General features: G+C 71.8%; 24 protein-coding genes and 3 tRNA genes. 23 read left to right on the top strand and 4 right to left on the bottom strand.

The window, feature by feature from the left end; genetic code table 11:
* The first annotated feature begins 19 nt into the window (after nucleotides 1-19).
* The 13 genes from hpnH (at nucleotide 20) to ABLE53_RS20900 (ending at nucleotide 14,140) form a co-directional block, all read left to right on the top strand.
* Nucleotides 20-1,024: an adenosyl-hopene transferase HpnH gene (gene hpnH, locus ABLE53_RS20960; protein ID WP_348861093.1), complete on the top strand. Its 1,005-nt coding sequence runs from the start codon at nucleotides 20-22 to the stop codon at nucleotides 1,022-1,024.
* 10 nt (nucleotides 1,025-1,034) lie between these two features.
* The gene (locus ABLE53_RS20955) at nucleotides 1,035-1,871 is read left to right on the top strand and encodes an ABC transporter ATP-binding protein (RefSeq protein WP_348861092.1); all 837 of its coding nucleotides are present in this window, start codon (nucleotides 1,035-1,037) and stop codon (nucleotides 1,869-1,871) included.
* Entirely contained in the window at nucleotides 1,868-2,722 is an 855-nt protein-coding gene (locus tag ABLE53_RS20950; protein WP_348861091.1) for an ABC transporter permease subunit, read from the top strand. The genes ABLE53_RS20955 and ABLE53_RS20950 overlap by 4 nt, the downstream gene beginning before the upstream one ends.
* Before the next feature lie 27 nt (nucleotides 2,723-2,749).
* Nucleotides 2,750-3,760: a pirin family protein gene (locus ABLE53_RS20945; protein WP_348861090.1), complete on the top strand. Its 1,011-nt coding sequence runs from the start codon at nucleotides 2,750-2,752 to the stop codon at nucleotides 3,758-3,760.
* 120 nt (nucleotides 3,761-3,880) lie between these two features.
* The gene (locus tag ABLE53_RS20940; RefSeq protein ID WP_348861089.1) at nucleotides 3,881-4,450 is read left to right on the top strand and encodes an RNA polymerase sigma factor; all 570 of its coding nucleotides are present in this window, start codon (nucleotides 3,881-3,883) and stop codon (nucleotides 4,448-4,450) included.
* Nucleotides 4,451-4,516: 66 nt separating this feature from the next.
* A complete protein-coding gene (locus ABLE53_RS20935; RefSeq protein WP_348861088.1) occupies nucleotides 4,517-5,170 on the top strand; it encodes a hypothetical protein in 654 nt (217 codons plus the stop codon).
* A 180-nt stretch (nucleotides 5,171-5,350) separates the two neighbouring features.
* Nucleotides 5,351-6,958: a malate synthase A gene (aceB, locus tag ABLE53_RS20930; RefSeq protein WP_348861087.1), complete on the top strand. Its 1,608-nt coding sequence runs from the start codon at nucleotides 5,351-5,353 to the stop codon at nucleotides 6,956-6,958.
* Nucleotides 6,955-8,415, top strand: coding sequence for an FAD-linked oxidase C-terminal domain-containing protein (locus ABLE53_RS20925; protein WP_348861086.1), 1,461 nt, complete (start codon nucleotides 6,955-6,957; stop codon nucleotides 8,413-8,415). Before aceB ends, ABLE53_RS20925 begins: the two co-directional genes overlap by 4 nt.
* On the top strand, nucleotides 8,416-9,588 hold the full coding sequence (locus ABLE53_RS20920) for an FAD-binding oxidoreductase (RefSeq protein WP_348861085.1): 1,173 nt from the start codon (nucleotides 8,416-8,418) through the stop codon (nucleotides 9,586-9,588).
* A complete protein-coding gene (locus ABLE53_RS20915; protein ID WP_348861084.1) occupies nucleotides 9,588-10,976 on the top strand; it encodes a (Fe-S)-binding protein in 1,389 nt (462 codons plus the stop codon). The genes ABLE53_RS20920 and ABLE53_RS20915 overlap by 1 nt, the downstream gene beginning before the upstream one ends.
* A 44-nt stretch (nucleotides 10,977-11,020) precedes the next feature.
* Complete coding sequence (locus ABLE53_RS20910; protein ID WP_348861083.1) at nucleotides 11,021-12,811, top strand: L-lactate permease; 1,791 nt, start codon at nucleotides 11,021-11,023, stop codon at nucleotides 12,809-12,811.
* Nucleotides 12,812-12,821: 10 nt separating this feature from the next.
* Nucleotides 12,822-13,580, top strand: a complete 759-nt coding sequence (locus ABLE53_RS20905; protein WP_348861082.1) for an IclR family transcriptional regulator — start codon at nucleotides 12,822-12,824, stop codon at nucleotides 13,578-13,580.
* Complete coding sequence (locus tag ABLE53_RS20900; protein ID WP_348861081.1) at nucleotides 13,577-14,140, top strand: DNA-3-methyladenine glycosylase I; 564 nt, start codon at nucleotides 13,577-13,579, stop codon at nucleotides 14,138-14,140. Before ABLE53_RS20905 ends, ABLE53_RS20900 begins: the two co-directional genes overlap by 4 nt.
* Nucleotides 14,141-14,195: 55 nt before the next feature.
* Here the strand turns inward: ABLE53_RS20900 and zwf are convergent, their stop codons facing one another.
* On the bottom strand, nucleotides 14,196-15,707 hold the full coding sequence (gene zwf, locus ABLE53_RS20895; protein WP_348861080.1) for a glucose-6-phosphate dehydrogenase: 1,512 nt from the start codon (nucleotides 15,705-15,707) through the stop codon (nucleotides 14,196-14,198).
* Between the two features lie 83 nt (nucleotides 15,708-15,790).
* Here zwf and ABLE53_RS20890 point away from each other — a divergent pair, with 83 nt between their 5' ends.
* The 8 genes from ABLE53_RS20890 to ABLE53_RS20855 all read left to right on the top strand — a co-directional run bounded on the left by ABLE53_RS20890 (nucleotide 15,791) and on the right by ABLE53_RS20855 (nucleotide 20,830).
* Nucleotides 15,791-16,984, top strand: a complete 1,194-nt coding sequence (locus ABLE53_RS20890) for an ROK family transcriptional regulator (RefSeq protein WP_348861079.1) — start codon at nucleotides 15,791-15,793, stop codon at nucleotides 16,982-16,984.
* A 20-nt stretch (nucleotides 16,985-17,004) separates the two neighbouring features.
* A complete protein-coding gene (locus ABLE53_RS20885; protein ID WP_348861078.1) occupies nucleotides 17,005-18,402 on the top strand; it encodes an amidase in 1,398 nt (465 codons plus the stop codon).
* 51 nt (nucleotides 18,403-18,453) lie between these two features.
* Nucleotides 18,454-18,526 (top strand) — tRNA-Thr (locus ABLE53_RS20880).
* A 53-nt stretch (nucleotides 18,527-18,579) separates the two neighbouring features.
* Nucleotides 18,580-18,656 (top strand) — tRNA-Met (locus ABLE53_RS20875).
* Between the two features lie 38 nt (nucleotides 18,657-18,694).
* Nucleotides 18,695-18,865, top strand: a complete 171-nt coding sequence (gene rpmG / locus ABLE53_RS20870; protein ID WP_348861077.1) for a 50S ribosomal protein L33 — start codon at nucleotides 18,695-18,697, stop codon at nucleotides 18,863-18,865.
* 99 nt (nucleotides 18,866-18,964) lie between these two features.
* The gene (locus tag ABLE53_RS20865) at nucleotides 18,965-19,366 is read left to right on the top strand and encodes an FAS1-like dehydratase domain-containing protein (protein ID WP_348861076.1); all 402 of its coding nucleotides are present in this window, start codon (nucleotides 18,965-18,967) and stop codon (nucleotides 19,364-19,366) included.
* Nucleotides 19,366-19,776, top strand: coding sequence for a MaoC/PaaZ C-terminal domain-containing protein (locus ABLE53_RS20860; RefSeq protein ID WP_348861075.1), 411 nt, complete (start codon nucleotides 19,366-19,368; stop codon nucleotides 19,774-19,776). Before ABLE53_RS20865 ends, ABLE53_RS20860 begins: the two co-directional genes overlap by 1 nt.
* Entirely contained in the window at nucleotides 19,769-20,830 is a 1,062-nt protein-coding gene (locus tag ABLE53_RS20855) for a UDP-N-acetylmuramate dehydrogenase (RefSeq protein ID WP_348861074.1), read from the top strand. The genes ABLE53_RS20860 and ABLE53_RS20855 overlap by 8 nt, the downstream gene beginning before the upstream one ends.
* On the opposite strand, the gene rlmC is transcribed toward ABLE53_RS20855, so the two are convergent.
* From rlmC to ABLE53_RS20840, 3 genes are read right to left on the bottom strand one after another with little or no spacing between them, the layout of a single operon-like run.
* Nucleotides 20,827-21,948 (bottom strand): 23S rRNA (uracil(747)-C(5))-methyltransferase RlmC, encoded by a 1,122-nt coding sequence (gene rlmC / locus ABLE53_RS20850; RefSeq protein WP_348861073.1) that lies wholly within the window; start codon nucleotides 21,946-21,948, stop codon nucleotides 20,827-20,829. The two genes, ABLE53_RS20855 and rlmC, sit on opposite strands and share 4 nt — an antisense overlap.
* Nucleotides 21,945-22,964 carry an adenosine deaminase gene (locus ABLE53_RS20845; protein WP_348861072.1) on the bottom strand — a complete coding sequence of 340 codons (1,020 nt, stop codon included), beginning with the start codon at nucleotides 22,962-22,964 and terminating at the stop codon, nucleotides 21,945-21,947. The genes rlmC and ABLE53_RS20845 overlap by 4 nt, the downstream gene beginning before the upstream one ends.
* A gap of 8 nt (nucleotides 22,965-22,972) precedes the next feature.
* Nucleotides 22,973-24,208: a pyridoxal phosphate-dependent aminotransferase gene (locus tag ABLE53_RS20840; RefSeq protein ID WP_348861071.1), complete on the bottom strand. Its 1,236-nt coding sequence runs from the start codon at nucleotides 24,206-24,208 to the stop codon at nucleotides 22,973-22,975.
* Nucleotides 24,209-24,407: 199 nt separating this feature from the next.
* Between ABLE53_RS20840 and ABLE53_RS20835 the strand changes: the two genes are divergently transcribed.
* Both ABLE53_RS20835 and secE read left to right on the top strand, forming a co-directional pair.
* A tRNA-Trp gene (locus ABLE53_RS20835) sits at nucleotides 24,408-24,480 on the top strand.
* A 35-nt stretch (nucleotides 24,481-24,515) separates the two neighbouring features.
* Nucleotides 24,516-24,758, top strand: a complete 243-nt coding sequence (gene secE, locus ABLE53_RS20830) for a preprotein translocase subunit SecE (RefSeq protein WP_348861070.1) — start codon at nucleotides 24,516-24,518, stop codon at nucleotides 24,756-24,758.
* The last annotated feature ends 51 nt before the right edge of the window (nucleotides 24,759-24,809 follow it).

Here is a 24,809-nt window from a genome sequence, read left to right as displayed (position 1 = left end):
AAGGAAGGCGGCACAGCGCATGTCCATGCCTCTGCACCAGACCATCAAGATCGGTACCTACTTGATGAAGCAGAAGGTCCTGCGGAAGAAGAAGTTCCCCCTGCTCATCGAGCTGGAGCCGCTGTTCGCGTGCAACCTGAAGTGCGCCGGCTGCGGCAAGATCCAGCACCCCGCCTCGGTGCTCAAGCAGCGGATGCCGGTCGAGCAGGCCGTCTCGGCGGTCGTCGACACGGGCGCCCCGATGGTCTCCATCGCCGGCGGCGAGCCGCTCATGCACCCGCAGATCGACGAGATCGTGCGGCAGCTGATCGCCAAGAAGAAGATGGTCTTCCTCTGCACCAACGCGGTGCTGCTGCCGAAGCACATCCACAAGTTCACCCCGCACAAGAACTTCGCCTGGATGGTCCACATCGACGGTCTCGAGGAGCGCCACGACGAGTCGGTGAGCAAGCAGGGCGTCTTCAAGCAGGCGGTCGAGGCGATCAGGATGGCCCAGGAGAAGGGCTTCCGGGTCATGACCAACACGACCTTCTTCGACAACGACAGCCCGCAGGACGTCATCGACGTGCTCGACTACCTCAACGACGAGCTCCACGTCGACAACATGCAGATCTCGCCGGGCTTCGCCTACGAGAAGGCGCCCGACCAGACGCACTGGCTCGGCACCACCCAGACCAAGGAGCTGTTCAAGAAGGCGTTCGCCGACGGCCGGCGGAAGAAGTGGCGGCTCAACCACAGCCCGCTGTTCCTCGACTTCCTCGAGGGCAAGGTCGACTTCGACTGCACGGCCTGGGCCATCCCGTCGTACTCCCTCAAGGGCTGGCAGAAGCCCTGCTACCTGATGGAGGACGGGTACGTCGACACCTACGACGAGCTCATCGAGACGACCGACTGGGACGCCTACGGCCGCGGCAAGGACCCGCGCTGCGCCAACTGCATGGCGCACTGCGGCTACGAGCCGACCGCCGTCCTCGCCACCATGGGCTCGCTGCGGGAGTCGATCCGCGCGGCGGTGAGCGTCTGAGCAGTTCGCCGTGACGCTCGCGCTCGAGGCCAGCGGACTGGCCAAGCGGTACGGCGCGACCCAGGCGCTTCGTGGGGTGGACCTCGAGGTGGCCGAGGCCGAGCTGGTCGGGCTGCTGGGGCCCAACGGCGCGGGCAAGTCGACGCTGGTGAAGGCCGCGTGCGGGCTCGTGCGACCGTCGGCGGGCGGCGTACGCATCTGCGGGGCTCCGGCGGGCTCGCCGCCCGCCCGCCGCGCGCTGGGCTATCTGGCCGAGCTCTTCCGCTTCCCCGGCTGGGCGACCGCCGACGAGCTGCTGCGCCTGCACCAGCGCCTGGCGGGGTCGGACGGCGGCGCGACCGAGCGGACCGAGCTGCTGACGCTCGTCGGGCTGACCGACGCGACCGACCGGCGGGTCGAGACGATGTCGAAGGGCATGCAGCAGCGCCTCGGTATCGCGCAGGCGCTCATCGGCCACCCGCGGCTGCTCCTCCTCGACGAGCCGACGAGCGCGCTGGACCCGGCGGGGCGCCGCGTGGTGCGGGACCTGCTGGAGGAGCTGCGCCGCCGTGGCGTGGCGGTGCTGCTGAACACGCACCTGCTCAGCGAGGTCGAGCGGGTGTGCGACCGCGTGGCGATCATCGACCGCGGCGAGCTGCTGGCGGCGGGGCGCCCCGACGAGCTCGCGCGACCGAGCGGTGTCGAGGTCGAGACCGCGACCGGCACCCGGCGCTTCGACGGCGCCACCCGCGACGAGGTGCCGGCGATCGTGGAGCGTCTCGTCGCCGCGGGCGAGCGCATCTACGAGGTCAAGATCGTGCGCTCGACGCTGGAGGACGCCTACCTGGCGGCGGTGGAGCGCCGGTGAGCGGCGTGCTCCTCGTCGCCGGTCAGGCGCTGCGTGAGTCGTTGCGGCGCCGTGTGTTCCTCGTCGTCGTCGTACTGACGGTCTGCTTCGGCGCGCTCTACACCTGGGGTGCCACCGAGCTCTTCAAGGACGTCGCGGGGTTCGGCGGCAACAGGTTCGGGCTCGACGCGCGGACGCTGGCCGGCGCCACGCTGCTCGGTCTGGCGATGTTCGGCACCCTGTTCCTCGGCGCCGTCCTGGCCGTCTTCCTCACCCTCTCCGCGGTGCGCGGCGACGCCGACACCGGCCTGCTGCAGCCGCTCATCGTCCGCCCGCTCGGGCGCAACCAGTACCTCGCGGGACGCTTCCTCGCCGCCGCGGTGGTCGCCTTCGCGTACGTCGGGATCGTCTACGCCGCGGCCGTCGTCGTGACCGGGATCGCGGGCCACTGGTGGCCCGACCACCCGGTCGCCGCCGGACTGCGGCTCATGCTCGGGGTGGTCGTCGTCGCCGCGCTGTCCCTGCTCGGCTCGATCTTCCTCACCGCGACCGCTAACGGGATCGGCGTGCTCATGGTGTTCGGTGCCGGGCTGCTGGCCGGGCTGCTGGGATCGATCGGCGACGCCCTGAACTCGCACACGCTGCAGACGATCGCCAACGTGGCCTCGTGGGCCCTCCCCTTCGAGGCGCTGTACCGCGACGCCCTGAGGCTGCTCGTGCAGGACATCCCCGGGGTCACCGGGGCGATCGTCCAGCTCGGCCCGCTCGGCGGATCGCACGACGCGGGTCCGCTGCTGCTGCCGTGGATCGTGGTGTACCTGGTGTTCGTCGGCGCCGCCGGCGCCGTCGCGTTCGGTCGGCGCGACCTCTGACCATCGAGCCGGAGTACCGTGACCGGCATGACCAATCTGGAGACCCGCCCCACGGAGGTCGTCTGCGAGGGCAAGGAGGGGACCGAGGTCCAGATCATCGGTCCGCGCGACGTCCCTCTCGGCGGCCCCCGGGCCATGAACGTACGCCGGACCCTCCCGTCCCGGGAGCGCTCGCTCATCGGGGCGTGGTGCTTCCTCGACCACTACGGACCGGACAACGTCGCCGAGACCGGCGGCATGGTCGTACCGCCCCATCCCCACACCGGGCTGCAGACGGTCTCGTGGCTGTTCACCGGCGAGATCGAGCACCGCGACAGCGCCGGCAACGTCGCTATGGTGGTCCCCGGCGAGGTCAACCTGATGACCGGCGGTCGCGGGATCAGCCACTCCGAGAACACGCTCGAGGGCGGCAACCCGGTCCTCCACGGCGCGCAGCTCTGGGTCGCCCTGCCGGACGAGGCGCGTGATACGCCGCCGATGTTCGCCCACCACAAGCCGGAGCCGATCAAGGGCACCGGCTGGCAGGTGCGCGTCTTCCTCGGCTCGCTGCTCGGCGAGACGTCGCCGGTCGAGACGTTCACCCCGCTGCTCGGCGCCGAGCTGCTGATCCAGCCCGGCGTCATCGTGGAGCTGCCGGTCGACCCGACGTACGAGCACGGCGTCCTCGTCGACACCGGCTCCGTCGCGGTCGGTGTCGACGGCCACCACGCGAGCCTGGTCAAGAAGGACTCGCTCGCCTACACACCGCCGGGCTCGGAGACGCTCACGCTGGAGGCGACCGAGAAGACCCGGCTGCTGCTCCTCGGCGGACCGCCGTTCGGCGAGTCGATCGTCATGTGGTGGAACTTCGTCGGCCGCAGCCACGAGGAGGTCGTCGCCTACCGGCAGGAGTGGCAGGACCAGATCACTCGCGACGGCAAGGTCGTCGGCGACTCCCAGGACGTGCGCAACGGCCGCTTCGGGGTCGTCGCCGGCAACCACCAGCGTCCGATCCCCGCACCGCCGCTGCCCAACGCGCGGCTCCGCTCGCGATCGTAGGGACCCCATCCGCCGCGGCCGTCTCCGCGGCGGCGACCGTACGACCCCCGGAGCAGGCTTAGCGGTCCGCCCGACCGGGCACAGAGGCTCCCGACAGGTGCCATCGGGGAGGGAGCTGCGATGCGCCGGGGAGCAGGATGTGATGTCGTCGCGCGCGCTCGTGACGGAGACGAGGAGGCCTGGGCGGCGCTCTTCGCCCGCTACGACCCTCGACTGGTGCAGTGGCTGAGGACGATGCCCTCGGGCGACGCGTCGCGCACCGCCGAGGACCTGGCGGCGGAGGCCTGGCTCGTCGCCGCGACGAAGATCGGCTGCTTCGTGGGTGACGAGCGGTGCTTCGCCGCGTGGCTCTTCCGGATCGGCTACCGGGTCTCGGCCGGCAGACGACGTACGGCGCAGCGGCGGCGGACCTTCCCGCTGGCCGTCGAGTCGGACAGCGAGGCGGTGTGGGGGACGATCGAGGATCGCGCCGCGGAGGCCGAGGCCGCCGACACCACCCGCCATCTCCTGGTCCACCTGCCCGTGCGCGAGGCCCAGGTGGTGGCCTGCCTCGACGTGATCGGGCTGGATGTGGCGACCACCGGGCGGATGCTCGGCATCTCGGAGGGCGCGGTCCGGGTCGCCCACCACCGCGGGCTGCGCCGCCTCCGCGCGCGGGTGCGGCCGCTCGACGTGTCCGAGCCGATGTAACACTCCGTTAACGCGATGGCATGGCGGGGACGAAGGAGCAAGTCCGCCTCGATCCCGGGAGAACCCATGAAACCCATGCTCCGTCCGTCCCTCGCGATCCTCGTCGCGCTCGCCGTCGCCCTGACCCTCACCTGGGTCGGCGCCGCCGACGCCACTCGGAGCGCCGCCTCGCAGACGACCGTCCACACGGCGAAGCTCTCCGCGCCGGTCGCGCGGAAGATCGCCAAGAGCCCCCGCGGATCCCTGGGATCCCGTGTGGTCGGCCACACCAAGTCCGGCCGTCCGGTGACAGGTGTCTTCATCCCGTTGCACTTCTCCAGGAAGAACGGTCACGTCCGAGTGCGCGGCCTCATCAACGGCGTCGTCCACAGGGCCAACGGTCGGGTCGTCACCTTCTCCGCGATGCGGACCCTGCGGGTGAAGTCGATCAGCGGTACGCCGATCTCCACCCGGCCGATCGCCGGCCGGACCGCGGCGGCCGTGCCGGCCTGCAACGTCCTCAACCTGGTCCTCGGACCTCTCGACCTCGACCTGCTCGGGCTCCAGGTGCACCTCGACCGCGTGGTGCTCAACATCGTGGCGCAGTCGGGCGCGGGGAACCTCCTCGGCAACCTGCTCTGTGCCGTGGCCGGTCTCCTCGACGGTGGTCTGGGCGGCCTGCTCGGGAAGTTGTCGAACCTGCTCAACCAGATCCTCGGCGCGCTGCGCCTCGGAGTCTGATGCGCGGGTGACCACGCGGCGCGGGCTCCGACCAGGGAGGCGGAGCCCGCGCCGTCCGTCCGTGGCATGCCCGACCGATCCGCGTGACGCACATCACTCGATACCCTTGCCCTCCGGCTGCCGCATCCCTAATGTTCCAAGCAGCAGAAGGTACTTTCCACGATGCGGAATCGAGGGGCGATGGTTCAGATCGCAGGCATTCCGGACGGCGTCGAGATCACCGGGCCGCTGCAGGACCGCTTCGAGGAGGTGCTGACGCCGCGGGCCCTCGAGCTGGTGGCGCTGCTCCACCGCGAGCTGGACGGCCGCCGCCAGGAGCTTCTGGTGCGGCGGGGCGAGCGGATCCGCGAGTTCGCTGCCGGCGGGACGCTCGACTTCCTGCCGGAGACCAAGGACGTCCGCGAGGACCCGTCCTGGCGGGTGGCGCCGCCGGCAGCGGGGCTGGTCGACCGGCGGGTCGAGATCACCGGCCCGACCGAGCGGAAGATGACGATCAACGCGCTCAACTCGGGGGCGAAGGTCTGGCTCGCCGACCACGAGGACGCCAACACCCCGCTGTGGGAGAACGTCGTGCAGGGCCAGCTCAACCTGCTCGACGCCGTACGGGGGACCGTCACGTACGACGACCCGGCCAGCGGCAAGCACTACGAGGTCACCGCCGAGGAGCAGCCGACGATCGTCGTACGCCCGCGCGGATGGCACCTGCCGGAGAAGCACGTTCTCGTCGACGGAGCGCGTACGTCGGGCGGGCTGCTCGACTTCGCGCTCTACCTCGCCACCTGCGGGCAGCTGCAGCTCGACGGCGGGCGGGGCCCGTACTTCTACCTGCCGAAGATGGAGTCCCACCTCGAGGCGCGGCTGTGGAACGACGCCTTCAACCTCGCCCAGGACTTCCTCGGCATCCCGCGCGGCACCATCCGGGCGACGGTGCTCATCGAGACCTATCCGGCGGCCTTCGAGATGGAGGAGATCCTCTACGAGCTGCGCGACCACTCGGCGGGGCTCAACGCCGGCCGCTGGGACTACATGTTCAGCGTCATCAAGTGCTTCCGCACCCGCGGCACGGAGTTCCTGCTGCCCGACCGCAACAGCGTCACGATGACCGTGCCGTTCATGCGGGCCTACACCGAGCTGCTCGTGCGCACCTGCCACAAGCGCGGCGCCCACGCGATCGGCGGGATGGCGGCCTTCATCCCGAGCAAGGACCCGGAGGTCAACGAGATCGCGTTCCGGAAGCTGACCGAGGACAAGACCCGCGAGGCGGGCGACGGCTTCGACGGCTCCTGGGTCGCCCACCCCGGCATGGTCCAGGCGTGCCGGGAGGTGTTCGACGGGGTCCTCGGCGACAGGCCGAACCAGCTCGACAAGCTCCGCGAGGACGTCCACGTCACCGCGGAGCAGCTGCTCGACGTGAAGTCGACACCCGGCGAGATCACCGAGCAGGGGCTGCGGAGCAACATCTCGGTCGGTATCCAGTACCTCGAGTCCTGGCTCCGCGGCATGGGCGCGGTCGGCATCAACAACCTGATGGAGGACGCCGCCACTGCGGAGATCTCCCGCAGCCAGGTGTGGCAGTGGCTCCACAACGGCGTACGCCTGTCCAACGGCGAGACGGTCACGCGCGAGCTGGTGGAGCGGCTGATCGAGGAGGAGATGGCCGCGATCGGCGAGCGGACCGACACCAGCGGCGGGAAGTGGGCCGAGGCGAGGGCGACGTTCACGGAGCTGTCGCTGGCCGACGAGTACGCCGAGTTCCTCACCCTGCCCGCCTACGAGCGCATGCCGTGACCCCCCTCGAGCACGTGACGGCCAGGGCCCGGGAGCTGCTCCCGGCCGAGGCGGTCATCACCGACCGGGCGAGGCTGCGCACCTACGAGTGCGACGGCCTGGCCCACTACCGGGTCACTCCGGGACTGGTGGTGATCCCCGAGGACGTGCACCAGCTCGCGGCGATCGTGCGCGCCTGCAGCGAGCTGGGCGTGCCGTACGTCGCCCGCGGCTCCGGCACCGGCCTCTCCGGCGGGGCGCTGCCGGTCGCCGAGGGGGTCCTGATCGTGACCTCGCGCCAGCGCGCGATCCGGGCGGTACGCCGCGAGGACCAGCGGGCCGTCGTCGAGCCGGGCGTCATCAACCTCGACGTGACGCGCGCGGCCACGCCGTACGGCTACTACTACGCGCCCGACCCGTCCTCGCAGCAGGTCTGCTCGATCGGCGGCAACGTGGCGGAGAACTCCGGCGGGGCGCACTGCCTCAAGTACGGCTTCACCACCAACCACGTCATAGGCGTGGAGATGGTGACGCCCGACGGCGAGGTCGTCCGGCTCGGCGGTGACGCGCCCGACACCCCCGGCTACGACCTGCTCGGCGCCGTCGTCGGCTCCGAGGGGACGCTCGGGATCGTCACCGAGGTGACCGTCCGGCTGACCCGGCTGCCCGAGCACGTCGTCACCGTGCTCGCCGGCTTCGACTCCACCGACCGGGCGGGGGCGGCGGTCTCCGCGATCATCGGCGCTGGCGTCGTGCCCGCCGCCATCGAGATGATGGACGCGCTCGCCATCGAGGCCGCAGAGGCGGCGGTCCAGTGCCACTACCCGGCCGGGGCCGGGGCGGTGCTCGTCGTCGAGCTCGACGGGCCGTCGTCGGACTGCGAGGCGGAGTACGCCGACGTCGTACGCCTGTGCCAGGACAACGGCGCCTTCGAGGTGCGGACCGCGACCGACGCCGCCGAGCGTGCACTGATCTGGAAGGGCCGGAAGTCGGCGTTCGCGGCGGTCGGCCGGATCAGCCCGGACTACATCGTCCAGGACGGCGTCATCCCGCGTACGGCGCTGCCCGAGGTGCTCGCCCGGATCGCCGAGCTGTCGCGGGAGTCCGGCGTACGCGTCGCCAACGTCTTCCACGCCGGCGACGGCAACCTCCACCCGCTCGTGCTCTTCGACGACGCCGTCGAGGGCGCGGGCGAGGCCGCCGAGGAGGTGAGCCGGGCGATCCTCGACCTCTGCATCGAGCACGGCGGGTCGATCACCGGTGAGCACGGCGTCGGCCACGACAAAGCGCCCTACATGGCCCGGATGTTCGGCGAGGACGACCTCGACACCATGCAGCTGGTCAGGTGCGCGTTCGACCCCGACCACGTCTCCAACCCCGGCAAGGTCTTCCCGACCCCGCGGCTGTGCGGTGAGGCGCCCGGGCGGCGCAAGGGCGTCCACCCGCTGCAGGAGGCCGGCCTGGCGGAGGTGTTCTGAGTGGCCGGGGCTGTCGTCGACGGCGTCACCGCGGGCTCGGTCGAGCGGCCGAGGACCACCGAGGAGGTCGCTGACGTCGTGCGCAAGGCGGCCGCCGCAGGCCTCACCGTCGTGCCCCGCGGAGCGGGCACGAAGCTGACCTGGGGCCTCCCGCCGACCTCCGCCGACGTCCTGCTCGACCTCTCCGGGATGGACCGGGTCGTCGAGCACGAGGCGGGCGACCTGATCGCCACCGCCCAGGCCGGCACCCCGCTCGCCCGGCTCCAGGAGCAGGTCGGAACGGCCGGCCAGCGCCTCCTCGTCGACGAGACCGTGCCAGGCGCCACCGTCGGCGGGACGCTGGCCACCAACGCCAGCGGCCCGTGCCGACTGGTCGCCGGCACGATGCGCGACCTGCTCATCGGGGTCACCTTCGTCCGCGCCGACGGGGTCGTGGCGAAGGCCGGCGGGAAGGTGGTCAAGAACGTCGCCGGCTACGACGTCGGCAAGCTGCTCGTCGGCTCCTTCGGCACCCTGGCCGTCGTCACGGAGGCGACCTTCCGGCTGCACCCCGTCCCCGCCCTGCGGCGCTGGCTCACCGTCCCGGTCGGGTCGCCGCAGGAGGCGCAGGAGCTGGCCCAGGCGGTGATCCACGCGCAGGTGGTGCCGGCCGCCGTGGAGGTGAGCTTGGGCAGGGACTCGTCGCTCACGGTCCTCCTCGAGGGGCGGCCGGACGGCGTCGAGGGCCGCGCCGACGTCGTACGCCGGCTGCTCGGCGACGCCACCGCGGAGTCCGCTTCCCCGCCCTCCGGGTGGGGCGCATACCCCTGGGATCCGACCTCGACCGGCGGCGACCGGGCCGTCGCGCTGAAGCTCACCTTCCGGCTCTCGGGGCTCGCCGACGTACTCGCCGCGGCCGAGGGGCTCGAGGTGAGCGGGTCGGCCGGTGCCGGGGTCGTGTACGCCGCGCTGCCGGCCGGTGACCCGGTGGAGATCTCGGCGACCGTCGAGCGGCTCCGCGGTGTCTGCGCGCACCACCACGGCAGCCTCGTCGTGCTCGACGCACCGGCGGCGGTGAAGCAGGCCGTCGACGTGTGGGGGCCGGTGCCGGCGCTCGGCCTGATGCAGCGGGTCAAGGACGAGTTCGACCCCGACCACCGGCTGGCCCCGGGCCGCTTCGTAGGAGGCATCTGATGACCGCGATCGACCCCGGGAGCCGGCCCGGCGAGCAGGCCGGCTCGATCACCGACCCCGTGACCTACGGTGCCGGCGGTTTCGACGACCACCGCCCGCCCGACGCGGCGCTCCTCGGCGACTGCGTGCACTGCGGGTTCTGCCTGCCCACCTGCCCGACGTACGTTCTGTGGGGCGAGGAGATGGACAGCCCCCGCGGTCGGCTCTACCTGATGAAGGAGGGCCTCGAGGGCGCGCCGCTCGACGGCGCGATGGTCGAGCACTGGGACAACTGCCTCGGCTGCATGTCGTGCGTGACGGCGTGTCCGAGCGGGGTCAGGTACGACACCCTCATCGAGCAGACCCGGGCGCAGGTCGAGCGGGTCCACGACCGGCCCGCGAAGGACAGGGCGCTGCGGGCGCTGATCTTCGCGCTCTTCCCGCATCCGCGGCTGCTCAAGACGCTCCGCGGCCCGCTCCGCGCGCTCCAGCGCACCGGTCTCGACCGCCGGCTGCGGAAGACCGGCCTCCTCGACCGGCTCGCGCCGCACCTCGCAGCGATGGAGCGGCTGACCCCGCCGCTGGCGCCGACCGAGCGGCTCCCCGAGCGCATCCCGGCCGTCGGCGAGCGGCGTACGACGGTCGGCCTGATTACCGGCTGCGTCCAGGGTGCCTTCTTCCCCGAGGTCAACGCGGCCACCGCACGGGTCCTCGCCGCCGAAGGCTGCGACGTCGTCGTACCTCCCCACCAGTCCTGCTGCGGCGCCCTCTCGGTCCACAACGGCCGCGAGGAGGAGGCGCAGCGCTACGCGCGCCGGGTGATCGACACCTTCGAGCGCGCGGGCGTGGAGCGCGTCGTCATCAACGCCGCCGGCTGCGGGTCGACGCTGAAGGACTACGCCCGGCTGCTCTCGGACGACCCGGTGTACGCCGAGCGGGCGGTGCGCTTCCAAGAGAGGGTCCTCGACATCGCGGAGCTCCTCGATGACCTGGGTCCCCGGGCGCAGCGGCACCCGCTGCCGCTCACCGTGGCCTACCACGACGCCTGTCACCTCGCCCACGCCCAGGGCGTGCGCGAGCAGCCGCGGCGGCTGCTCGCCGGCATCCCCGGGCTCGAGCTGCGCGAGATCGCGGACCCCGAGCTGTGCTGCGGCTCGGCGGGGATCTACAACATCCTCCACCCCGAGGCGGCCGGCGAGCTGGGGGAGCGCAAGGCCGCCACCATCGTCGACACCGGCGCCGAGGTGCTCGTCACCGCCAACCCCGGCTGTCTGCTCCAGGTGACCTCCGCGATCGCGGCGCGGGGGCACTCCATGGGCATGGCCCACCTGGTCGAGGTCCTCGACGCCTCGATCCACGGCCTCGCTCCCGACCGGCTGAGGTCTGCTCGGTCCACCACTCCCGCGTAACCCCCACCCCCCGCGACGGGGGACATCCTCATCGGAGAGTCGACATGTTCCAGCAAGATCTCGAGGCGGTCGGCGGATCGCTCGGGCTGAGCGCGTTGTGCGGTGCGATCCCGCTCATCGTGCTGTTCGTCCTCCTCGGCGGCCTGCGCGTACGCGCCTGGCTTGCCGGCGTCATCGCCCTCGTGGTGGCCGTGATCATCGCGATCACCGCCTTCAGCATGCCCACGACCCAGGCGCTGCTCGCGGGCAGCGAGGGCGCGGCGTACGGCTTCTTCCCGATCCTGTGGATCGTCGTCAACGCGATCTGGGTCTACAACCTGACTGTCGCCACCGGGCACTTCGCCGTGCTGCAGCGAACCTTCGCGAAGGTCAGCCCGGACCAGCGGATCCAGGCGGTCATCATCGCCTTCTGCTTCGGCGCGCTGCTCGAGGCGCTGGCCGGGTTCGGCACGCCGGTGGCGATCACCGTCGTCATGCTGATGGCCCTCGGGTTCCGGCCGCTCAAGGCGGCGACCGTCGCCCTGGTGGCCAATACCGCCCCGGTCGCCTTCGGCGCGATGGCGGTCCCGATCACGACGCTGTCCTCGGTCGCCTCGGGGGCCAGCACCGACCCGCGGCTCAGCGTCGACACGATCGGCTCGATGGTCGGCCGACAGACCCCGATCCTCGCGATCTTCGTGCCGCTCGCGCTGGTCTTCATCGTCGACGGCCGCCGCGGCCTGCGGCAGTGCTGGCTGCCGGCGGTCGTGGCGGGCGTGGCGTTCGGCGTGGGGCAGTACGTCTCCTCCAACTTCATCTCCGTCACCCTCGCCGACATCGTCGCCTCGCTCTTCTCGGCACTCGTGCTCGTCGGGTTCCTGCGCGTCTGGCAGGCGCGTGAGCTGGTCACCGCCCCGACCGTCCATGCGCCCACGCCGCGCGACTCCGACGCCGTCGTCACCGTGACCGAGGCCGTCGCGGTCTCCGGCTCCGCCGGCGGAGGTACGACGACAGCGACCGTCCCCCGGGGCGCTGCCGGACCGGGCGGATCCAGCGGCGCCGGCTCCGGCACCGCCGGCTCCGGCACCGCCGACACCGGCCCCGTGGACAGCCGCCGCGACGTGATGCTCGCCTACGCGCCGTACGTCGTCATCATCGTGCTGTTCGTCGTCACCAACATCACCGCGATCAAGGACCAGCTGGCGAAGGAGCCGTTCACCCATCCCGCGAACTGGCCCGGCCTGCACGTGCTCAACACCGCCGGCGACCCGGTGTCGACGACGGTCTACAACATCAACTGGCTGCCCGCCGCCGGAACGATCCTGCTCATCTCGGGCCTGATCACGACGGCGATCCTGCGGATCAAGCCGGCGACCGCCGTACGCACCTACGGGAAGACGTACTGGGACCTGCGCTCCGCGATCATCACCGTGATGGCGGTCCTCGGGCTGGCGTACGTCATGAACCTCTCCGGACAGACCGCCTCGCTCGGCGCGTGGCTGGCCGGCGCGGGCGGGGCGTTCGCCGTGCTCTCGCCGCTGCTCGGCTGGCTGGGCGTCGCGGTGACCGGCTCGGACACCTCGGCCAACGCGCTGTTCGGGGCGCTGCAGGTGCAGACCGCGTCCAAGGCCGGGCTGGACGAGCTGCTGATGGCGGCGTCCAACTCCTCCGGCGGCGTCCTCGGCAAGATGATCAGCCCGCAGAACCTCGCGATCGCCGCGGCCGCGGTCGGCCTGGCCGGCCGGGAGGGCGACATCTTCCGGAAGGTCGTCGGCTGGAGTGTCGTGTTCGTCGCCTTCATGTGCGTCCTCGTCGGGCTCCAGGCGACCGGCGTCCTCGGCTGGATGGTTCCGTAGGCTCGGGCCCATGGTGCAGGAGGTCGGGGGACGTCCCGCGGGGACGGTGCAGTCGCTCGACCGTGCCCTCGACCTCCTCGAGACGCTCGCCCACGCCGAGGGCACCCTCGGCGTGGGCGAGCTGGCCGACCGGACCGGCCTGGCGCCCGGCACCGTCCACCGGCTGCTGCAGGGGCTGCACGCCCGCGGGTTCGTACGCCGGGACGGGTCGCGCCGCTACTCGCTCGGCACCGGGGCCCTCCAGCTGGCCGACGCCGCCCAGCGGGCGCTGGTCCGCAGCGCCCGCCCCTTCCTCGCCGACCTCGTTCGGCTCTCGGGGGAGACCGCCAACCTGGCCGTGCTCGAAGGGGACGACGTGGTCTACGTCGGCCAGGTCTCCTCGCCCCACACGCTGCGCATGTTCGCCGAGGTCGGCCGCCACGTGCCGCCGCACTCCACCGCCGTCGGCAAGGTGCTGCTCGCCGCGCTGCCACGCGACCGGGCGGCCGCCCTGCTCCGTCGCACCGGCCTGGCGTCGCGTACGTCGGCGACGATCACCGACCCCGACGCGTTCGCGGTCGAGCTCGACCGTGTCCGCGAGCGCGGGTGGGCGGTCGACGAGCAGGAGCAGGAGACCGGGGTGCGCTGCGTCGCCGTACCCGTCGGCGTACCGGGACGTATCGTGGCGGCCCTGTCGGTGTCCGGGCCGGCCGACAGGTTCGCCGGCGCCGCGACCGACGGGCTCGTCGAGGCGATGCAGCAGGCCGGAAGGGAGCTGGGGGCAGGATGACCGACGACCGGACCGACGACGTGGCCAGGTGCGTCTGGGCAGGCGGCCCGGGCCCGATGAGGGACTACCACGACCGCGAGTGGGGCGTCCGGGTCAGCGGCGAGGCGGCGTATCTCGAGCGGCTCACGCTCGAGGCGTTCCAGTCCGGGCTGTCGTGGTCGACCATCCTCGCCAAGCGGCCAGCGTTCCGGGCCGCGTTCAAGGACTTCGATGCCGAGGCGGTCGCGGCCTACGACGAGTCGGACCAGGCCCGGCTGATGCAGGACGCGGGCATCGTCCGGAACCGGCTCAAGATCGCCGCCGCCGTGACCAACGCGCGTGCGACAGTCGCGCTGCGCGACGAGGGCGGGCTCGAGGACCTCGTCCTCTCCTTCGCGCCCGAGCGTGCCGTCGACCCCGCCGAGACGATCTCGCCGGAGTCCGTGGCGCTCTCCAAGGCGCTCAAGCGGCGCGGCTTCGTGTTCGTGGGGCCCACGACCATGCACGCGCTCATGCAGGCGATCGGCATCTTCGACCCGCACGACCCCGCGTGCTTCCGACGCGGTACGCCGGCCGGCTGAGCGCGGGCTCCGTCGGCCGGCCGGCATCCCCCTCGTACGCCGGCCGACCGGACGTCTACTCCGGGAGGTACTCCTGCCACGAGCGACCGTCGCGCTCGATGAGCGTGAAGGCCGCTGACGGGCCCTGAGAGCCTGCCGGATACATCTTGGGCGGGAGTCCCGTGGACTCCCAGTGACGCAGGATCGGCTCGCACCACGCCCACGCAGCCTCGACCTCGTCGCGGCGCATGAAGAGCGTCGGGATCCCGCGGATGACGTCCATGAGCAGCCGCTCGTAGGCGTCGGGTGAGCGCTTCGCGAACGCCGTCGCGTAGCTCAGGTCCAGTGAGACCGGCCGCATCCGGTACCCGCCCGGGCCGGGCTCCTTCGCCGTGAGATGGAGCTTCATGCCCTCGTCGGGGGAGACCCGGATGGTCAGCTTGTTCGGCTCGGTCAGCCCCTCGCGGTGCGGGAAGACATCGGTCGGCGGCTCCTTGAAGACGATGGCGATCTCGGAGAGCCGCTGGTCCATCCGCTTCCCGGTGCGCAGGTAGAAGGGGACGCCGGCCCAGCGCCAGTTCTGGACCTCGGTGCGCAGCGCGACGAACGTCTCCGTGAGCGACTCGTCGGCGCCGACCTCGTCGGCGTACGACGGCACCGACTCGCCCTCGACGTGGCCGGCCCGGTAGCGGCCCCGCACGATGTCGCGGTCGACGTCCTCGGGGGTCATCGGGGCGAGTGCCTGCAGGACCTTGAGCTTCTCATCGCGGACGTCCTCGCGGCCGACCTCGATCGGCGGCTCCATCGCGACGAGGCAGAGCAGTTGGAGCAGGTGGTTCTGCACCATGTCGCGCAGCGCGCCCGCCTGGTCGTAGTAGGCGCCGCGGTCGCCGACCCCGAGCGTCTCGGAGACGGTGATCTGGACGTGGTCGACCCACTGGGAGTTCCACAGTGGCTCGAGGAAGGTGTTGGCGAAGCGCGTCACCAGGAGGTTCTGGACGCTCTCCTTGCCGAGGTAGTGGTCGATCCGGAAGATCTGGGACTCGTCGAAGACGCCGCCGACCACGTCGTTGACCTGGCGCGCGGAGGCGAGGTCGTGGCCGATCGGCTTCTCCAGCACCACCCGCGCCGGCTCGGCGGCGAGGCCGCCGCGGCCGAGGTGGTCGCAGATCGTCTCGTAGAGCCGCGGCGCGACGGCGAGGTAGAAGACGCGGACGGTGCTCGCGAACTCCTCGCGGTCCTTGAGCACGCCGTAGAGGTGGTGCCAGTCGTGCTCGTCGGTCACGTCGAGGGTGACGTGGTGGAGCCGACCGAGGAGCCGCTCCACCGCCGCCGGGTCCTGCTCGTCGCCGGGGCCGTGCTCCGCGAGGGCGGCGCGCGCCAGCGAGCGGTAGCCCTCGTCGTCGTACGACGCCCGCGAGACCGCGACGACACGGGTGTCGTCGGGGAGCCGGCCCTCGAGGTCGCACTGGTAGAGCGCGGGCAGGAGCTTGCGCAGCGCGAGGTCACCGGTGCCGCCGAAGACGGTGAAGTCGCAGCGCTCGGGAAGCGGATGCGAGGCCGGTGAGGTGGCTCGAGAGAGCGGCATATGACCACGGTAGGCCACAGATGGATCGATCCAAGGCACAACATCGGTTTTTTGCCGATCAAAGTGGGCCTAGGATTCCCGACATGCCGGAGCAAACCGCGGAGACCGCCATCGCCGGTACGGCGACGCCCGGTGACGTGCTCGACCTGATCCGGACCGGTCGGGCCGTCACCCGCACCGACCTGCGACGGCTCACCGGGCTGTCCCGCACCGCCGTGGTCGCCCGGGTCTCCGCGCTCGTCGACGCCGGCCTGGTTGTGCTCGGCGAGGAGCTGGCCTCCACCGGAGGCCGCCCACCCGGCGCCCTCGTCTTCAACCAGGACGCCGGGGTCGTCCTCGCCGTCGCGGTCGGCCGCAGCCGCAGCCAGCTCGCGATCTTCGACCTCGAGGGCCGCGAGCTCGCGGGCGACACCCGCGACCACCAGGTCGGGATCTCCGCCGAGGAGCTGATGCCGGAGCTCGTCGACCGCCTCCGCAAGATGCTCGAGGCGGTCGAGCCGCCTGTGCTCGGCATCGGCATGAGCCTGCCGGGCGTCGTCGACCCGGTCCGGCGGGTCAGCCTCGACTCGCCCGTCATGGGCGGCTGGGACGGCGTCGAGCTGGCGCCGTACTTCGAGCCGCTCACCGACGCCCCCCTCGTGCTGGCCAACGACGCCGACACGCTCGCCCGCTCGGAGCTGTTCGGCCCCGGTCCGGCACCGCGCAACGCGCTCGTCCTCAAGGCCTCCACGGGGCTCGGCATGGGCGTCATCGCGGACGGGCGCGTCCTCCACGGCCACCTCGGTGCGGTCGGCGAGATCGGCCACACCCGCCTCGAGGCCGCGGACGACCTGCCCTGCCGGTGCGGTGCCACCGGGTGCCTCGAGACCGTCGCCGGCGGCTGGGCGCTCGTCGCGAGGCTCGTCGAGTCCGGCGTCGAGGCCACCCACGTCCGCGACCTGGTCGCCTCGGCACTGGCCGGCGACGCGGTCGCGCGCGGGCTGCTCCGCGAGTCCGGGCGGTACGTCGGCGAGCTGCTCGCCATCGCGATCAACCTGCTCAATCCCGAGGTGGTCGTGATCGGCGGCGACATGGGCGGGGCCTTCGACCTCTACACCGCAGGCGTGCGCGAGAGCGTCTACGCCCGCTCGACCGCGCTCGCCACACGGGAGCTGGTCTTCCAGCCGGCCCGCCACTCCGACTCAGCCGGCCTCGTCGGCTGCGCCGCGATCGCGATCGAGCACGTGCTCTCGCCGTTCAACGTCGACCGGCACCTGGCCACCCTCCCGTCGGAGTAGCCGCCCGGTATTTTGTCCCCATGGCTCGCGTGCACGCCTTCACCGACGACGCGCTCGGCGCGCGCGACGCGGTGGGCCTCGCCGAGGCCATCCAGGCCGGCGAGGTCACGCCTCTCGAGGCCGTCGAGGCCGCGATCGCGCGCATCGACCGGGTCGACCCGCTCCTCGGCGGGATGGCCTACCGCACCTTCGACCGGGCCCGGGTCGAGGCTCGCGGCCGGCGCAGTGGCTTCTTCGCCGGCGTACCCACGCTGATCAAGGACAACGTCGACGTCGCCGGCGTCCCGACCCGCCACGGCACCGACGCGTACGCCGCCCGCCCGGCCCGCCGCAACGGCGAGCTGACCAAGATGCTGATGAAGATGGGGCTGGTCTCGCTGGGCAAGAGCCAGCTCTCCGAGTACGGCTTCTCCGGGACCGCCGAGCACCCCCGGCTGGGCGCGGTGCGCACCCCGTGGGACACCGACCGGGTCGCTGGCGCCTCGTCCGCGGGCGCGGGCGCGCTCGTGGCCGCCGGGGCGGTGCCGCTCGCCCACGGCAACGACGGCGGCGGCTCGATCCGGATCCCGGCCTCGGTCAACGGCCTCGTCGGCCTCAAGCCCACCCGCGGCCGGGTCGCGCAGGACAAGTACTTCGCGGTCCTGCCCGTCCGGATCGTCGCCGACGGTGTCCTCACCCGCACCGTCCGCGACACCGCCGTCTTCCTGCGCGAGGCGGAGAAGGTCCACCGCGACCTGTCGCTCCCGCCGATCGGTGACGTCACCGGCCCGGGCCGCCGCCGGCTGCGGATCGCGGTCTTCACCGAGGCGCTCGGCCGGGCGGCGAGCCCCGAGGTCAGCGAGCTCACCCTCAAGACCGCCGCGCTCCTCGAGGAGCTCGGCCACACCGTCGAGCAGACCCAGGCGCCGGTCCCGGCGACCCTCCCCGACGACTTCATCCTCTACTGGGGCTCCCTCGCGCTCACCCTCGTCAACACCGGTGCGATGCGCGGCAAGACCTGGGACAAGGCGAAGCTGGACAGCCTCACCCTCGGTCTGGCGGCCCACACCGGACGCCAGCTCCACCACCTTCCCGCCGCCGTCGTACGCCTGCGGAAGGCGCAGCACCTCGCCGAGGAGTTCCACCGGACCTACGACGTCGTGCTGACCCCCACGGTCGCCCATCAGACCCCACCGGTCGGCTACCTCGCGCCGACCCAGGACTACGAGACGGTGATGGGCCGGCTGATGGACTGGGTGGCCTTCACGCCGTGGCAGAACGTCACCGGCGCGCCCGCCGTCTCGCTGCCCCTCCAGACCACCGCGCAGGGGCTGCCGCAGGGGATGATGTTCGGCGCCGGCCACGGCCAGGAGGCGACCCTCCTGGAGCTGGCGTACGAGCTCGAGCAGACCCGTCCGTTCGGCTCCATCACAGGCTGATCGCACCGATTTGTCGCCCTCCTCGGCACCCCTGTAATGTTCTCGTCCGTTGCCCCTTTAGCTCAGTCGGCAGAGCGTCTCCATGGTAAGGAGAAGGTCTACGGTTCGATTCCGTAAAGGGGCTCTGGGTGAAGGCGTTCGCCGCAGGGAATTGCGCGGAGCCGAAACTCGTTTCGAGGCGGGGTAGCTCAGGCGGTTAGAGCGCACGACTCATAATCGTGAGGTCGCGGGTTCGATCCCCGCCCCCGCTACCAGCCGCAACCGCAACTGATCAGCAACAAGAGGACTTCCCGTGGCCAGCAAGAGCAGCGACGTTCGCCCGAAGATCACGCTTGCCTGCACCGTGTGCAAGGAGCGCAACTACATCACCAAGAAGAACCGACGCAACGACCCCGACCGGATCGAGCTGTCGAAGTTCTGCCCGCGCTGCCGCCAGCACCAGCCGCACCGCGAGACCCGCTGATCCCAGCCTTTCGCTGATCCGGCAACGTCACGAGGGCCCGTCCGATCCGGACGGGCCCTCGTCGCGTCCGCGGGGGCCGGCGGTGTCTAGGGTGTGGGCATGCCTGTGGATCAGTCGCTCGTGGGACGCGCCTTCCCGCCGACCCGGCCCTACCGGGTCTCGGAGGAGAAGGTCAGGGAGTTCGCGGACGCCGCGGGCCGTGGCTGGGAGAGCGGCGACCCGGTCCCGGCGACCTTCCCGATCGTCCTCGCCTTCGACGCGATGAACGCCTTCCTCGACGAGGTCGGGGTCGAGCTGTCCCGGATCGTCCACGGCGAGCAGCGGTTCGCCTACGAACGCCCGATCGCCCCGGGCGACGTCCTCACCGCCACACTGTCGGTCGCGAGCCTGCGCCAGATCGGCGGCAACGACATCATCGGCACCGTCTCGGAGCTCAACGACGAGACCGGCGCGCTGGTCTGCACCGCCACCGCGACCCTGGTCCACCGAGGGGAGGCCTGATGGCGTACGACGCCGGCGAGCGCCTCGAGCCGAAGGTCTTCCCGGTCACCCGCGCGAGCCTGGTGAGGTACGCCGGCGCGAGCGGCGACTTCAACCCGATCCACTGGTCCGACCGGGTCGCCACCTCCGTCGGCCTGCCCGGCGTCATCGCCCACGGCATGTTCACCATGGCCCTGGTCGCACGTGCGGTGGCGGAGTGGACCGACGGGGCCGAGGTGGTCGAGCTCGGCGCGAGGTTCACCAACCCCGTCGTCGTACCCGACGACGACAAGGGCACCGAGGTCACCGTCGCCGGCACCGTGAAGTCCGTCGCCGACGGTCTCGTCACCATCGCGCTCGAGGTCACCTGCGAGGGCCAGAAGGTGCTCGGCAACCCGCGGGCCGTCGTACGGGAGGGAGCCCGTGGCTGACCCGTCCCCGGAGCTGCTCTCCGACCACACCACCCTCCACCTCGGCGGCCCCGCGGGGGAGTACGTCGTCGCGACCACCGAGCAGGAGCTGACCGACACGGTGTCGGCCGCCGACGCGGCCGGGCGGCCGGTGCTCGTGCTCGGCGGCGGCAGCAACCTCGTGGTCGCCGACGAGGGCTTCGACGGCCTCGTCGTCAAGGTCGCGACCAGTGGGATCACGCCGGACACCGACGACCCGTCCTGCGGCGGCGTACTCGTCACCGTCGCGGCCGGCGAGACCTGGGACGACGTCGTCGCGCTCGCCGTCGACAAGGAGTGGATCGGCGTCGAGGCGCTGTCGGGGGTCCCCGGCAGCGTCGGCGCCACCCCGATCCAGAACGTCGGCGCCTACGGCCAGGACGTCTCCCAGACGATCGCCTCCGTGCGGGTCTGGGACCGCCGGCTGCGGGGCATCCGCACCTTCGCCAACGCGGAGTGCGGGTTCGCCTACCGGTGGTCCCGCTTCAAGGCCGACCATCTCGATCCTTGGGGCAGCCGCTTCGTCGTGCTCTCGGTGACGTTCCAGTTCCGGCTCGGCGACCTCGGGGTCCCGGTGGCCTACGCCGAGCTCGCCCGCGCCCTCGAGGTCGACCAGGGAGCCCGGGTGCCCGCGCGCGACGTGCGCGAGGCGGTCCTCGGCCTGCGCCGCGGCAAGGGGATGGTCCTCGACGAGGCCGACCACGACACCTGGTCGGCCGGGTCGTTCTTCACCAACCCCGTGGTCGAGCCCGACCGCGTGCCCGACGGCGCGCCGGCGTACCCCCAGCCCGACGGCACCGTCAAGACCTCCGCTGCCTGGCTGATCGACCACGCCGGCTTCGGCAAGGGCTACGGGGCCCAGCAGTCCGGGGGCCGGGTCTCGCTGTCCACCAAGCACACCCTCGCGCTCACCAACCGCGGCCAGGGCACGACGGCCGACCTGCTCGATCTCGCCCGCGAGGTCCGCGACGGGGTCAAGGAGCGCTTCGGGATCGAGCTGGTCAACGAGCCCGTCCTCCTCGGCGTCTCGCTCTAGCGGCGCTCCAGCAGCGTGAGGACCTCGTGGTGGCCGGTGTTGGGGAACATGTCGAGCAGCCGGGCGGAGACCGGCCGCAGCGACGGCATGTCGCCGAGGTCGCGGGCGAGGGTGTCGACGTTGCAGGAGGAGTAGACGACGTGGCCCACGCCGGACCGCTCCAGCCACTGTGACAGCTCCGGGCCGATGCCGCGCCGCGGCGGGTTGACGACGACCAGGTCGGGCGCGTCCCGTGAGCCCGCGGCGTACGCCGTGGCGTCGCCGGCGACCCAGGTCGTGCCGGGCAGGCCGAGCCTCTCCGCGGTGGCGCGCGCCGACTCGACGGCCTGCCCGCTCGACTCGACGCCGAGCACCGTCCGGCCCGGCCGGGCGACATGGAGGCCGAAGCCTCCGACGCCGCAGTAGAGGTCCCACACCGACGCCGGCCAGGCCGCGTCGACGAGGTCGCGCGCGTGCCGGTAGAGCGCCGCCGCGACCTCGGTGTTGGTCTGGAAGAAGCTGTGCGGCCGCAGCTGCAGGTCGATGCCGTTGACCCGCATCGTGAGCGTCTCCTGATCGGTCAGGAAGAGCTCCTCCTCGCCCTCGAGGACCGCCTTGTGCTCGGGCTGGAGGTTGACCGAGGCGACGGCCACCGGCAGCTCGTCACGCAGCGCCGGGAGGTGCTTGCGCAGCCGGCCGACCGCCTCGGTCGAGCGCAGCACCCAGCGGACCATCAGCTCGCCCTCGGGCGACTCGGTGGCGATGACGTGCTTGAGCTCACCGCGCCGCTCGGGGACGGAGTACGGCGTCAGTCGCGCCGTCGAGACGAACCGGCTCAGCACGGGTAGGGCCGCCTGGAGCCCGGGGGAGTGCAGGCCGCAGGCGAGCAGGTCGACGCCCCGGCCGTCGTGGCCGAGGATCCCGAGCGTCGGCTCCTCGACGGTGCCCGCGACCGCCATCTTGGCCTTGTTGCGGAACGCCTCGTCGGGACTGCGGACCGGCTCCTCCCAGCGCAGGCCGTCGAAGGCGGCCAGCGCCTCGGCGACGCGGCTCTGCTTGCGCTCGAGCTGGTCGGCGTACGCCGTCTCGATCCAGTGGCACGACCGGCACACGCCCGCGTCGAAGTAGCCGCACCTCACTCCGGCTCTCCCTGCAGCCAGGCGTCGATGTCGGCCAGGATCACCTTCTTCGTCGCCTCCGGCGCTGCCGAGGCGGTCACGGACATCCGCGCCAGGTCGGCGAGGGTCTCGTCGGAGAGGTCGTGGGCGGCGCGCATGGTGGCGTACTGCGCCGCGAGTCGGGACCCGAAGAGCAGCGGGTCGTCGGCGCCGAGCGCGACCGTCGCGCCCGCCTCCAGGAGCTGCGGCAGCGGCACCGAGGTGAGGTCGGAGTAGACCCCGAGGGAGACGTTGGAGGTCGGGCAGACCTCGAGGGGTACGCCGGTCGTCGCGATGATGTCCAGCAGCTCGGGGTCCTCCGCGGCGCGTACGCCGTGGCCGAGCCGGTCCGCGCGGAGCGAGTCGAGCACGGTCCGGATGTGGTCGGGACCGCGCAGCTCGCCGCCGTGCGGCACGAGAAGCAGCCCCGCCCGCTCGGCGATCGCGAAGGCGTGGTCGAACTCCTCGGTCCGGCCGCGCCGCTCGTCGTTGGAGAGCCCGAACCCGACGACCCCCCGGCCGGCGTACTGCGCGGCGAGCCGGGCCAGGGTGCGCGCGTCCATCGGGTGGCGGGTCCGGTTGGCAGCGATGATCACCGCCATCCCGATGCCGGTCTCGCGCGACGCCTCGGCGACGGCGTCGAGCACGAGGTCGGTGAACGCGGTGATGCCGCCGAACCTCGCGGCGTAGCCCGACGGGTCGACCTGGATCTCCAGCCACCGCCCGCCGTCGGCCACGTCGTCCTCGGCCGCCTCGCGCACCAGCCGGCGTACGTCTGCCTCGGTGCGCAGCACCGACCGGGCGACGTCGTAGAGCCGCTGGAAGCGGAACCAGCCCTTCTCGTCCGCCGCGCTGAGCGGCGGCGGCCACTCGGAGACCAGCTGGTCGGGCAGGTGGATCCCGTCGCGCTCGGCGAGCTCCAGCAGGGTGCCGTGGCGCATCGCACCGGTGAAGTGGAGGTGCAGATGCGCCTTCGGCAGCGCCCGGACATCGCGCACTCAGCGGCTCACGAGAACAGCTTCTGGAGCCGGGTGATGCCCTCGACGATGTCGTCGTCGCCCATGGCGTACGACAGCCGGAGGTAGCCCGGGGCTCCGAACGCCTCGCCGGGGACGATGGCCACCTCGGCCTGCTCCAGGATGTAGTCGGCCAGGTCGGACGAGGTCTCGATGACCTTCGGGCCGGCGTTGGTGACGTACTCCCTGCCGAGCAGCCCCTTGACGGACGGGAACGCGTAGAACGCGCCCTTCGGGGTCGGGCAGACCACGCCGTCGATCTCGTTGAGCATCGAGACGATCGTCTTCCGGCGGCGGTCGAAGGCCTCCTTCATCACCGCGACCGCCGACAGGTCGCCCGTGAGGGCCGCGAGGGCGGCGCGCTGGGCGACGTTGTCGACGTTGGACGTCGCGTGGGACTGGAGGTTGGTCGCCGCCTTCACGATGTCGGCCGGGCCGATCAGCCAGCCGACGCGCCAGCCGGTCATGGCGTAGGTCTTCGCGACGCCGTTGAGCACGATCGTGTAGTCGGCGACCTCCGGGCACAGCACCGGCAGCGACCCCGTCTCACTGTGCTTGAAACCCGGGGCGTCGTAGGTCAGGTGCTCGTAGATCTCGTCGGTGACGACCCAGAGACCCTTCTCGGCGGCCCAGGCGCCGATCGCCTTGATCTCGTCGATGGTGTAGACCGAGCCGGTCGGGTTGGACGGGGAGACGAAGAGCAGCACCTTGGTGTTCTTCGTCAGCGCGTCGTCGAGCTGCTCGACGGTCACCTTGTAGTCCTGCTGCTCGTCGGCGAAGACCTCGACCGGGACGCCGCCGGCGAGCTTGATCGCCTCCGGGTAGGTGGTCCAGTACGGCGCCGGGAGGAGGACCTCGTCGCCCTCGTCGAGCAGCGCGGCGAACGCCTCGTAGACGGCCATCTTGCCGCCGTTGGTGACGAGAACCTGGGAGGCGGTGATGTCGAGCCCGGAGTCGCGCTTGGTCTTGTCGACGATCGCGTTCTTGAGCTCGGGCAGCCCCCCGGCCGGGCTGTAGCGGTGGTTCTTCGGGTCGCGGGCCGCCTCGACCGCAGCCTCGACGACGTAGTCCGGGCTCGGGAAGTCGGGCTCGCCGGCGCCGAACCCGATGACGGGCCGCCCCTCCGCCTTCAGCGCCTTCGCCTTCGCATCGACCTTCAGCGTCTGGCTCTCGGCGATGGCGCCGATCCGCTGGGAGACACGTCGTTCGCGAGGAAGGGAGGTCATGGCGACCATGCTACGGGGAGCGGGGGGCTTCGAGCGCATCGGTTTCGAGCCGGTCCCGATCCCGTCCCGGCCCCGTCGTACGCCGTCGGCGGCCCTCTTTTGGTGTCGGGCAGACCGGACCCGTAGACTCCTCGCTTGGTGGATTCGCCAGATGCTGAGCCGCGCCCTGAGACGGTCGTGATCCAGCTGATGCCACCGGAGGGCACTAGCTCAACTGGCAGAGCATCGGTCTCCAAAACCGAAGGTTGGGGGTTCAAGTCCCTCGTGCCCTGCAAGACGGACCGGAAGTTCAAGGTGAGGTGACGGCGTGACCGACAGCAAGGCGGTCCCCACTCCGCGGGAGCGCAAGAAGGAACAGCGCACAACCCTCCCCGTGTTCTACCGGCAGGTCGTGGCCGAGCTCCGCAAGGTGGTCTGGCCGACCCAGCAGCAGCTGACGACGTACTTCCTCGTCGTGCTGGTGTTCGTCTGCGTGATGATGGCGATCACCGCGGCGCTGGACCTCGGCCTCGGCAAGCTGGCCTTCTGGGTCTTCGGCGGCCGGGACTGACCGTCCGCGGCCGGGGCAGAGCGAGCCGGGCCGCACACAAGTAGCAATCGA

Source organism: Nocardioides asiaticus, from assembly GCF_040049175.1.
Lineage (GTDB): Bacteria > Actinomycetota > Actinomycetes > Propionibacteriales > Nocardioidaceae > Nocardioides > Nocardioides cheoyonin.
Note: the sequence above shows the minus strand (reverse complement) of the source record. Positions and strands in the feature narration are given on the sequence as shown.